The 8,578-nt window shown below is 71.6% G+C and carries 10 protein-coding genes; 9 read left to right on the top strand and 1 reads right to left on the bottom strand.

From position 1 onward, the window contains the following. The first annotated feature begins 105 nt into the window (after positions 1-105). The gene (locus KN815_RS04600; RefSeq protein WP_216340443.1) at positions 106-582 is read left to right on the top strand and encodes an FAS1-like dehydratase domain-containing protein; all 477 of its coding nucleotides are present in this window, start codon (positions 106-108) and stop codon (positions 580-582) included. Beyond that, entirely contained in the window at positions 579-977 is a 399-nt protein-coding gene (locus KN815_RS04595) for a hotdog family protein (protein ID WP_216340441.1), read from the top strand. Before KN815_RS04600 ends, KN815_RS04595 begins: the two co-directional genes overlap by 4 nt. A 130-nt stretch (positions 978-1,107) precedes the next feature. Here the strand turns inward: KN815_RS04595 and KN815_RS04590 are convergent, their stop codons facing one another. Next, a complete protein-coding gene (locus KN815_RS04590) occupies positions 1,108-2,061 on the bottom strand; it encodes a quinone oxidoreductase family protein (RefSeq protein ID WP_216340439.1) in 954 nt (317 codons plus the stop codon). A 282-nt stretch (positions 2,062-2,343) separates the two neighbouring features. Here KN815_RS04590 and KN815_RS04585 point away from each other — a divergent pair, with 282 nt between their 5' ends. The 7 genes from KN815_RS04585 (at position 2,344) to KN815_RS04555 (ending at position 8,574) form a co-directional block, all read left to right on the top strand. Continuing rightward, positions 2,344-3,561 carry an aromatic ring-hydroxylating oxygenase subunit alpha gene (locus tag KN815_RS04585; RefSeq protein WP_216340437.1) on the top strand — a complete coding sequence of 406 codons (1,218 nt, stop codon included), beginning with the start codon at positions 2,344-2,346 and terminating at the stop codon, positions 3,559-3,561. A 114-nt stretch (positions 3,562-3,675) separates the two neighbouring features. After that, complete coding sequence (locus KN815_RS04580) at positions 3,676-5,013, top strand: M20 family metallopeptidase (RefSeq protein ID WP_216340436.1); 1,338 nt, start codon at positions 3,676-3,678, stop codon at positions 5,011-5,013. Next, complete coding sequence (locus tag KN815_RS04575) at positions 5,010-5,990, top strand: DODA-type extradiol aromatic ring-opening family dioxygenase (protein WP_216340434.1); 981 nt, start codon at positions 5,010-5,012, stop codon at positions 5,988-5,990. The genes KN815_RS04580 and KN815_RS04575 overlap by 4 nt, the downstream gene beginning before the upstream one ends. After that, entirely contained in the window at positions 5,987-6,850 is an 864-nt protein-coding gene (locus tag KN815_RS04570; protein WP_216340432.1) for an alpha/beta fold hydrolase, read from the top strand. Before KN815_RS04575 ends, KN815_RS04570 begins: the two co-directional genes overlap by 4 nt. A 16-nt stretch (positions 6,851-6,866) precedes the next feature. Beyond that, positions 6,867-7,649, top strand: coding sequence for an IclR family transcriptional regulator (locus tag KN815_RS04565; RefSeq protein WP_216340430.1), 783 nt, complete (start codon positions 6,867-6,869; stop codon positions 7,647-7,649). An 11-nt stretch (positions 7,650-7,660) separates the two neighbouring features. Further along, entirely contained in the window at positions 7,661-8,182 is a 522-nt protein-coding gene (locus KN815_RS04560) for a hypothetical protein (RefSeq protein ID WP_253208757.1), read from the top strand. Further along, on the top strand, positions 8,179-8,574 hold the full coding sequence (locus KN815_RS04555; RefSeq protein ID WP_216340426.1) for a hotdog family protein: 396 nt from the start codon (positions 8,179-8,181) through the stop codon (positions 8,572-8,574). Before KN815_RS04560 ends, KN815_RS04555 begins: the two co-directional genes overlap by 4 nt. Positions 8,575-8,578 lie beyond the last annotated feature (4 nt).

Here is an 8,578-nt window from a genome sequence, read left to right as displayed (position 1 = left end):
CCGCGAAGGCCGGGGCCGCGAAGGCCGGGGCCGCGAAGGCCGGGGCCGCGAAGGCCGGGGCCGCGAAAGACGTGTCCGCGGCGGTCGTCCGCAGAAAGGCAGTACATGTCCGCGTGGGAAGTTGCCGAGGAACGGGCCAGGGCGGCGATCGGCCGCCCGGAACACCGGGATCTGGGGGTCGTACGGGCCGAGGACGCGGCGGAGTTCGCGCGCTCGGCCGGGGAGACCGGCCCGCATCTGATCGACCCCGGCCACCCCGACTTCACCGTCCACCCGATGTACCTGGTGAGCCTGTTGCGTGGCGCGGGAGGCGCCGGCCAGGACGAGTTCCGGCCGGACGGCATGTACCGCGACGAGGTTCCGGGCACCGACGGCCTGGACGTGCGGCTGATGGCGGGCGGCCAGGAGGTCCGGTTCGGCGGCGAGGTGCGGGCGGGCGACCGGATCCGGGTCCGCCGGGTCCTCACGGATGTGGAACGCAAGGGCAGCGGAACGCCGTTCCTGCTGCTGACCGTCGAGAAGACGTACACGGCGGAGCGGGGCACGCTCGTCCGGGTGCGGGAGAGGTTCATCGTCCGATGAGGGTTCACCCGGGCCGGCCCGTACCACCGGTGGAGTTCACCCCGGACGCCGTCACCCTGCTGCGGTTCGGGGCGGTCACCCGCAATGCCCATCGCATCCACTACGACAGCGGGTTCGCGCGTTCCGAGGGGCTGGACGGCCCGGTGGTCATGGCGCAGTTGCACGGCTGTCTGATGCACCGGGCCGCCATGAGCTTCGCGGGTCCCGGCGGGCAGGTCCTGGAGGTCGGGTGGCAGAACCGGGCCCCGGCCCTCGCCGGGCAGCGGCTCGTGGTGAGCGGCACGGTCGGCGCGGTCGATCCGGAGACGGGGCGGGTCACCCTGGAGCTGGTCGAGCACGGTGGGCGGGGTGATGTGGTGTGCTGCCGGGGCACGGCCGTGGTCCTGATGGGCTGACCGCGCCCCGCGTCGGGATGGGATCGCCCGGGGTCGGGATGAGATCGTCCGGGTCGGGATGAGATCGCCTGGAGTCGGGATGGGATCGCCCGGGCGGGATCATCCCTCGGACGAGATCCGGGATCGTCCCTCAGCCGAGATCGAGGACCACCTTGCCGATCGCCTCCCCGGACCGCAGACGTGCCACGGCTTCCGCCAGGCCGTCGATGCGATGGTGCTCGATGGGCAGCGTGAGCTCCCCGGAGGTGAGGTCGCCCAGCATCCGCTTGGTGTCGGCGGCGACCTCCTTCCCCCGGGTCATCAGGTTCACGGGCAGCAGCGACACATCGGCGAGGAGGAAGTCCGCCAGGTCCACGGTGAACTCCCGGCCCGCGGTGTAGCCGACGAGCGCGACCCGGCCGCGGGGGCGCACCAGCGGCAGCGAGTCGCGCAGGACCGGCCCGCCCACGGTGTCGATGACGACGTCCACCGGGCCGCCGACCGCGTCGGCGGACAAGTCCCCGGCGAGCACCACCTTGGCGGGGGCCGGGACGTGCGGCAGCTTGGCGGGGCGGCCCACCACGCCGATCACCTCGGCTCCGGCCCGGGCCGCGACCTGCACGGTGAGCGCGCCCACCGCACCGGCCGCCCCGGTCACCAGGACCCGCTCGCCGGGCTGGATGGCCGCCACCGCGTGCACCGAGGCCCACGCCGTCCCGGCCGGGGAGAAGTAGCAGCAGGCCATGGCGGGGTCCGTTCCCTCGGGCACGGCCTCCACGGCGGCGTCCGGAACCAGCGCGTGCTCGCTCCAGGCGCCGTCGCGGCGCATTCCGAGGCCCTTGCCGCGCAGGAGGACGAGGCTCCCCTCGGGGTGGACGTCGGAGGCGATGACGGTGCCGCTGCCGGCGGTGCCGGGAATCGACGGCAGGTCGGGGAGGATGCCGAACTTGCCGTCGACGACGTTCAGATCGAGGTGGCTGACGGCGGCCGACTCCATCCGCACCAGGGTGTGGCCGGGCCGTGGCTCGGGGACCGGCCGCTCGACGAGCCGCGGCAGGGTGCCGAACTCCTCCAGCACCAGGGATTGTGACGTCGGGTGGCTCACGTTTTCGCTCCGTATCCACGGGCTCATGGCCGTGTTCGGTGGTGGCGGACCCCGCGCACGCCAGGGCCCTTCTGACGGATCTCCGTGGGAGAAGGACCCTAGACCGCGCCCCGCCGTCCGCGCACCGGGACGGGTCCGCTCAGCGGGACGCGCCGCCCCGGCCGCCTCTCGTCTTCCGCCGGGGAGGGAGCGGTCTGCTCAGCGGACCGGATCCCTTGGGCGGATCCGCGCCGCGCCGGATGCTCGGGTCCACCGAAAACCGGCAGCAGGAGGACACGCACGATGACGGTCGAGGACTCTCCCGACACGGCCACCCCCGCCCGGAGCCGCCGCAGAAAACCCGCCGAGCCCGGTCGCCAGGACTGGTCGTCCTGGCCCCATTACGACGGCGCGGCAGCGGGCTTCCGCGGCTACTGGTATGCGGTCACCTGGTCCAGCCAGATCACGGGGAAGCCGCTGCCGTTCACCATCTGCGGCGAGCGGATCGCGCTGATCCGCGACAACGGCACGGCGTACGCCCTGCACAACCGGTGCCCGCACCGCGGTGTGCCGCTGTCCGAGGGCAACCAGCAGTTCCCCGGCACGGTGAGCTGCCCGTACCACGGCTGGACCTTCGATCTGCCCACCGGGAAGCTGTCCGCGGTCATCACCGACGGCCCCGGGTGCCGGCTGACCGGCAAGCTGGGGGTGCGCACCTACCCGGTCGAGGAGCGCCTCGGCATGGTGTGGGTGTACATCCCGATCGCCGACGAGGAGCCGCACCCGATCGACTCCCAGCTTCCGGAGGAGCTGGTCTCCAACGCCTTCGTGATGGGCGGACGGATCGAGCCGCGCGGCGGCAACTGGCGGTTCGCCTGCGAGAACGGCTTCGACGAGGGCCACGCCAAGTATCTGCACCGCACGGCCCTGTGGCGGTTGTTCAAGCCCATGCCGACCTGGAACATCACCCGGATCGTGCCGCGCGGCCGGTGGATCTTCCGGGTCCAGGACGAGGTCCACTGGGACGCCGAGTTCCCGGGGGTGGGCCGCTGGTCCAACAAGCGGTGGTGGAAGATGCAGCCGCCCAAGGAGACCTTCAACATCGGCAACACCGGCAAGGCCGACAGCGTCGATCCGACGATCGAGGCGCAGGACTTCCCCGGGTTCGCCTCGCTGTCGATGCCGGGCGTGCTGCGCATCGCCTACCCCAAGTTCATCCACTACGAGTTCTACGTCCCGGTGGACGAGGACAACCACCGCTATGTCGGCGTGATGGTCAACTTCACCGAGGGCTGGGAAACCCTGCGCTTCTACGCCAAGTACCTGGGCGCGATCCGCTGGCTGTTCCACGGCCAGTTCTCCGGCCAGGACGCGTGGATGGTCGATGTCACGGACGCGCCGCCGGAGAAGCTCTACCGGCCCGATATCTCGCTCACCGCCTGGCGAAACCTGAGCGAGGAGGAGTACGGCAAGAAGCTGGCCGCGGCCGACGGCGGATCCGCACCCGAAGAGAAGGCATGACATGTTCCGTAAACTGTTCACCCTGCTGCTGGGCGCCGCGATCGCCGTCGGGATCCCGCTGGCCACAAAGCGCATCGCGCGGACCACGATGACCCAGGTCCACAGGATCAACCGGTGACCGCCGACGGCCTGGCGGGACTGGATGACCGACGGCGCTCCTGGGCCCTCGACGCCGCCCGCCACATCAGCGCCGACCGGCTCCGCGAGCTGATCACGGGCCTGGTGAACATTCCCAGCCCGACCGGCGACGAGGGCCCGCTGGCCGCCCATATCGCCGACACCCTGCGCGCCGCCAAATGCCACGCTGCCGTCCAGCCCCTCGATGACCGCCAGGCCAACGCCTGGGGGCGGCTGACCGGTGACGGCTCCGGCCCCGACCTCATGCTCTACGCCCCGATCGACACGCTGACGGTGGGCGAGGAGAGCGAGGACGTGCCGTGGATCGGCCCGGAGCTGCGCGAGGACATGCGCCCCGCGGCCACCGTGTACGACGATCTGGTCACCGGGCTCGGCGCCTCCAACCCCAAGGGCCACGCGGCGTGTGTGCTGATGGCCATCGAGGCGATCTCGCTGGCCGGTGTCCCGCTCACCGGTGACCTGGTCGCGGCGTTCGGCGCGGGCGGGATGCCCACCAACGCCCGGCCCGTGGGCACGCGCCTCAACACCGGCCAGGGCGCCGGGTGTTCGTTCCTGCTGGAGCAGGGCGTGTGGACCGACTACGCGGTCATCGCCAAGCCCGGCTGGACCGTCTCGTGGGACGAGGTGGGGCTGGTCTGGTTCGAGGTGACGGTCGGCGGCACCCACACCTACGCGGGCTCCCGCCACCGGCTCCCGTACGACAACGCCATCGCCCGCGCCGGGGAGGTATCCGCGTACCTGGAGAAGTGGTTCGAGGGGTACGCCGAGCGGCACACCTCGGGCACGGTGGCGCCGCAGGGCATCGTCTCCGCCATCCGCGGCGGCTGGCCGCGGATGGCGGCGGTCACCCCCGCCGTGTGCACCCTGATGGTGGACCTGCGGATCAGCCCGGACATCACACCGATGCGGGCCAAGCGCGAGTTCATGGACGCGCTGGCCGCGCTGCGGGCCGCCTCGCCCGGGCTCGACGTCCGGGCGGAGATGGTGCTGGCGATCCCCGGCACCCGCACCCCGCGCGAATCGTGGATCCACCGCAGCGCCACGGCCGCCTGGGAGGCGCTGGAGGGGCGCGGGCACGAGGTGATCCCCGGGAACAGCGGCGCCACCGACGCCAACATCCTGCGTGGCCGTGGCATCCCCACGGTGCGGGTCGGCATGCCCAAGGTGGCGGAGGCGCCGTTCGAGATCGACTTCGCCCGCGGCATGAACACGGTGTCGCTGCGGGCCATGGAGAAGCTCACGCGCCATCTGATCCGCACGGCCGTGGACACCGTCACCCGGTCCCGCGACGAGCTGGAAGGAGCAGGGGCATGACCGAGATCGTCCTGGGGGTCGGAGCGTCGCACAGCACGCTGATGAACACCCACTGGGAGGAGACGTACCACAAGGACCGCGCCGAGCGGTTCCGGGACGCGCTCGGCCAGGCGCGGGACGCGCTGGCCGCGGCCCGTCCGGACACGGTGATCCTGGTCGGCTCCAACCACTTCCGGGGGTTCTGGCTCGACCTGATCCCCAGCTTCACCATCGGGGTGGACGAGTGCATCGCCAGCGGCGAGTCCGGCACCCCGAAGGGCCCGCAGCCGGTGGACCGGGAGCTGGCCCTCTACCTCGCGGGCTCGCTGGTCGAGCGGTCCGGTTTCGACGTGGCGTTCTCCGCCCGGCTTCAGATCGACCACGGCCAGTCGCACGCCGTCCAGTATCTGCTCGACGGGCTCGACGTCGACCTCGTACCGCTGGTGGTGAACGTCTTCGCGCCGCCGCTGCCCACTTTGGAGCGCTGCGAACAACTGGGCCGGGCGATCCGGGAGGCGGTCCTGGCCTTCCCCGGCGACCGCCGGGTGGCGGTCATCGGCTCCGGCGGGCTGTCCCACCGGCTGCCCTGGCCGGACTGGCGCGACCCGAACGGCGAGGACGAGGAGTTCATGGTCGGGGCCTGGCTGAATGGCCGGGAGAACTGGCAGGACTACGACGTGCGCCGCCGCCAGATCATCCGGGCCGCCGAGGCGTCGCTCAACCCGGAGTTCGACGAGGAAATCCTGTCCTGGATGGAACGGGGACAGGCCCACCGCATCACCGAGTACACCACCGCGGAACTGGAGAAGGTGGCCGGCAACGGCGCCCAGGAGCTGCGCACCTGGCTGCTGATGTCCGCGCTGCTCGATCACATCCCGGGCCGCCGCCTGGCCTATGAACCGATGCCCGAGTGGCTCACCGGCATGGGGGTCGCCGTCCTCGATCCCGCACAGACCCCCGCACAGACCCCCGCGCAGACCAGCGAAAGGCAGTCATGAGCATCTGGAACGAGCTGTCGGGCATCGACTACCGGCACGCCTACGTCGAGACCGGCGGCTTCAAGACCCGGGCCCTACAGGCCGGCCCCGAGGACGGCGAGCATGTGGTGTTCCTGCACGGGACGACCGGCCACCTGGAGGCGTTCGTACGGAACATCCCGGCGCACGCCGAGCGCTACCGCTGCCACTCCATCGACATGCTGGGCCACGGCTACACGGGCAAGCCCGACCGCCCGGCCGAGATCCCCCTGTACGTCGAGCACCTGATGGCCTACCTGGACGCCGTCGGTGCCGAGCGCGCCCATCTGGTCGGCGAGTCGCTGGGCGGCTGGGTGGGGTCGTGGGCCGCGAGCGAGCATCCGGACCGGGTCGCCTCCCTCCAACTGCTGTGCATGGGCGGCACGAAGATCAACCCGGCGATCATGGAGCGGCTGAAGACCTCCACCAGCGACGCGGCCCTCAAGGACGACATCGCCTTCACCCGGGAGCGGCTGCGGCTGCTGTGGGCCCACTGGGACGAGGAGCTGGGCGAGGAGCTGACCCGGATCCGCTACGACATCTACCACCACCCCGACTTCCAGCGGAACCTGCGCAATCTGCTGGCGCTCCAGGAGCCGGAGGCCCGCGAGCGCAACCTGCTGCGGCCCGACCGGATGGGCCGGATCAAGGCGCCGACCCTGGTGGTGTGGGGCAACAAGAACCCGCTGGGCGATGTGCCGGAGGCCGAGGCCATCGCGGCCGCGATCCCCGGGGCGCGGCTCGAGGTGTTCAACGAGTGCGGCCACTGGCCGCAGCATGAGAAGGCCGATCTGTACAACCCGCTCAGCCTGGAGTTCCTCGCCGCGTCCTCGGCCACCTGATCGTGAGGTTCCTGCCATGACCGTAGTCCCCATCGACCAAGCCGTCAGAACCTGTCCCGACCCGATGAACTCCGTCCTCGGCAAGGTCCGGTCCATCCTGGAGGCGTTCACCGCCGACGACGACTCGCTCTCGCTCGCCGATCTGGTGCGCCGTTCGGGAGTGGCGAAGGCGACCGTCCACCGGCTGTCCCAGGAGCTGGTCGCATGGGGGCTGCTGGAGCGGGCGGGCTGCAACTACCGGCTCGGACTGCGCCTGTTCGAGATCGGGCAGCGGGTGCACCGGCAGCGCATCCTGCGGGAGGTGGCCCAGCCGTATATGGAGGATCTGCTGCTGGCCACGCGGGAGACCATCCACTTCGCCATCCATGACGGGCTGGACGTGGTGTACCTGGAGAAGATCCTCCCCCACCGGGGGCTGAGCGAGGAGTCGCGGGTGGCGGGGCGGCTTCCGCTGTACTGCACGGCCACCGGCAAGGCGATCCTCGCCCACTCCCCCGGCAGCCTGTTCGGCGAGGTGGTCAGGAGCGGCCTCAAGCCGTTCACCCGCCACACCATCACCTCGCCGGGCCGGCTGCGCACCCAACTGGACCGGGTCCACGAGCAGGGCATCGCCACCGAGGCGGAGGAGGTCCGGCTCGGCTATATGAGCATGGCGGTCCCGGTCTTCGGCCGGCAGAACACCCTCGCCGGGGCCCTGTCGATCACGGCGCCGACCTACCGGGTGGACGCGATCGCCCACGCCGGCGCGCTGCGTACGGCGGGTCTTGGCATCAGCCGTTCGCTGAGGTCGGCGCTGTGACGGCGGCCGTCGTGTCCTCCCCCGCTCTGGAAGAGGTGCTGGCACGGGCGCGGGAGCTGACCGGCCAGTGGCGGGACGAGGACTGCGGCACCCCGACGGTCAAGGACTTCTGCCGTTACGCGGCCGCGCTCAACGACGGCGCGTATATCCGCCGGGCCCGCGCCCTGGAAGCGGACGGCCGCCCCGTCGAGGCGCCCGCCCTGTTCCTCGCGGCCACCATGAGCTGGGAGGACGGCCCGCCGGAGGACGAACTGCGGCCGGATGGCCTCGCCCGGCGTGAGTCGCCGTGCACCGAGGGTCTCGCGGTGCGCCAGGTGCACGGCGGCCAGTCGGTGCGCCTGGTCCGGCCCCCGGTGGCCGGCACGCGGATCACGGCGGCCCGTGCGGTCGTCTCCGCGCGGCACAAGCGCGGACGCTCCGGTGAGTTCGTCCTCCTGGGCGTCCGGACCCGGTTCCTGGCCCCCGACGCGAGCGAGCTGACGTCCCTGGACGAGACGATCGTGGTGCTCGACGCCACCGGAGGTGACCGATGACGGCGCCCGCTGCCGGGACCGAGTGTCCACCGCGCCGGTACGCCCACACCAGTGTGCAACTGTTCCGCTTCAGCGCCGTGTCGTGGAACGCGCACCGGATCCATTACGACGCCGCGTTCGCCGCGTCGGAGGGGTTTTCCGACACGGTGGTGCAGTCGACGTTGCACGGCGAGACGCTCAGCCGGAACGCCCTGGAGTGGGCCGGGCCGGGCGCCCGGCTGGAGTCGGTGGCGTGGCGCAACGTGGCCACGGCGGTAGCCGGTGAGGAGCTGACCTGGGCCGCGACGGTGTCCTCGGTCGAGGGCGGGCGGGTCCGTCTTGACGCGCGGATCCTCAAGGCCGACGGCTCCGAATGCGTCACGGGGACGGTGGAGGTGACGCTCGCCGGGTGAGAGC

This window comes from Streptomyces niphimycinicus, from assembly GCF_018883605.1.
In the GTDB taxonomy this organism is placed as follows: Bacteria; Actinomycetota; Actinomycetes; order Streptomycetales; family Streptomycetaceae; genus Streptomyces; species Streptomyces niphimycinicus.
The sequence above is the reverse complement of the archived record's forward strand: the minus strand, read 5'-3'. Positions and strand labels throughout refer to the sequence as shown.